The sequence below is a fragment of the Anderseniella sp. Alg231-50 genome (genome assembly GCF_900149695.1).
GTDB lineage: Bacteria > Pseudomonadota > Alphaproteobacteria > Rhizobiales > Aestuariivirgaceae > Anderseniella.
In genome coordinates, this window is the sequence record NZ_LT703010.1 from 1 (window position 1) to 2,190 (window position 2,190).

Genomic DNA, 2,190 nt, shown 5'->3' on the forward strand with positions numbered 1-2,190 from the left:
GTATAAGAGACAGGATACTGCTCGGCGGTGACAAAGCCGGTGTCTGGATCGACTGACAGGGCAAAGGCTGCCTGTCCGTCGAATGTTCCTCCTGAAACCTGTCCGACGATGACCGATCCGTCGCCATTGATGTCGACGAGATTGATTGCTGATCCGTCGGTGAGGGTCAGGCCTGAGGTGGTATTGGTGAACGCCAGGGCATATTGCGTGTTATCTGTTGTTGCAGGGCCATCGGCGCCGAACAGGGCGGTGATATCGACCAGTGCTTCAGTGGTGGAAGCAGCAGCAATTGCATCGCCATTGGTGTTTACAACATGAGGATCGTCGCCTTTGGTGATGGCGCCGGTGTTGATCACCGAGGTCACCCCGGTTGACGGCGACCCGGCATCCTGATCGCCTTCGTCAAGTGCTGCGGTTACATCGGTGTCTGCGGTTGCGGTGACGGACGGTCCGTCATCATCGAATGTGATCTGTGCGCCGACGGGCACAGCATCGGAGATTGCGGTGTCGCCATCGCCATCTGTTACAGTGACGGTTACGGCGAGATCGCTGCCTGACAGGTCAAGCGCTTCATCATAGCTTTGTCCGGTATTGGATCCGTCATGCTGTGTTGGATGGTCGAGAGACAGATACTGCTCGACGGTGACAAAGCCGGTGTCTGGATCGACTGACAGGGCAAAGGCTGCCTGTCCGTCGAATGTTCCTCCTGAAACCTGTCCGACGATGACCGATCCGTCGCCATTGATGTCGACGAGATTGATTGCTGATCCGTCGGTGAGGGTCAGGCCTGAGGTGGTATTGGTGAACGCCAGGGCATATTGCGTGTTATCTGTTGTTGCAGGGCCATCGGCGCCGAACAGGGCGGTGATATCGACCAGTGCTTCAGTGGTGGAAGCAGCAGCAATTGCATCGCCATTGGTGTTTACAACATGAGGATCGTCGCCTTTGGTGATGGCGCCGGTGTTGATCACCGAGGTCACCCCGGTTGACGGCGACCCGGCATCCTGATCGCCTTCGTCAAGTGCTGCGGTTACATCGGTGTCTGCGGTTGCGGTGACGGACGGTCCGTCATCATCGAATGTGATCTGTGCGCCGACGGGCACAGCATCGGAGATTGCGGTGTCGCCATCGCCATCTGTTACAGTGACGGTTACGGCGAGATCGCTGCCTGACAGGTCAAGCGCTTCATCATAGCTTTGTCCGGTATTGGATCCGTCATGCTGTGTTGGATGGTCGAGAGACAGATACTGCTCGACGGTGACAAAGCCGGTGTCTGGATCGACTGACAGGGCAAAGGCTGCCTGTCCGTCGAATGTTCCTCCTGAAACCTGTCCGACGATGACCGATCCGTCGCCATTGATGTCGACGAGATTGATTGCTGATCCGTCGGTGAGGGTCAGGCCTGAGGTGGTATTGGTGAACGCCAGGGCATATTGCGTGTTATCTGTTGTTGCAGGGCCATCGGCGCCGAACAGGGCGGTGATATCGACCAGTGCTTCAGTGGTGGAAGCAGCAGCAATTGCATCGCCATTGGTGTTTACAACATGAGGATCGTCGCCTTTGGTGATGGCGCCGGTGTTGATCACCGAGGTCACCCCGGTTGACGGCGACCCGGCATCCTGATCGCCTTCGTCAAGTGCTGCGGTTACATCGGTGTCTGCGGTTGCGGTGACGGACGGTCCGTCATCATCGAATGTGATCTGTGCGCCGACGGGCACAGCATCGGAGATTGCGGTGTCGCCATCGCCATCTGTTACAGTGACGGTTACGGCGAGATCGCTGCCTGACAGGTCAAGCGCTTCATCATAGCTTTGTCCGGTATTGGATCCGTCATGCTGTGTTGGATGGTCGAGAGACAGATACTGCTCGACGGTGACAAAGCCGGTGTCTGGATCGACTGACAGGGCAAAGGCTGCCTGTCCGTCGAATGTTCCTCCTGAAACCTGTCCGACGATGACCGATCCGTCGCCATTGATGTCGACGAGATTGATTGCTGATCCGTCGGTGAGGGTCAGGCCTGAGGTGGTATTGGTGAACGCCAGGGCATATTGCGTGTTATCTGTTGTTGCAGGGCCATCGGCGCCGAACAGGGCGGTGATATCGACCAGTGCTTCAGTGGTGGAAGCTGACGCAATTGCATCGCCATTTGGGTTTACCAACTGAGGATCGTCCCCTTTGGTGATGGCGCCG

The 2,190-nt window shown here is 57.1% G+C and carries 1 protein-coding gene; it reads right to left on the minus strand.

The features are described 5' to 3' along the window. A partial coding sequence (locus DHN55_RS22135) for a DUF5801 repeats-in-toxin domain-containing protein (RefSeq protein ID WP_337660668.1) occupies nucleotides 1-2,159 on the minus strand: 2,159 nt, incomplete at its 3' end. Nucleotides 2,160-2,190: the final 31 nt, after the last annotated feature.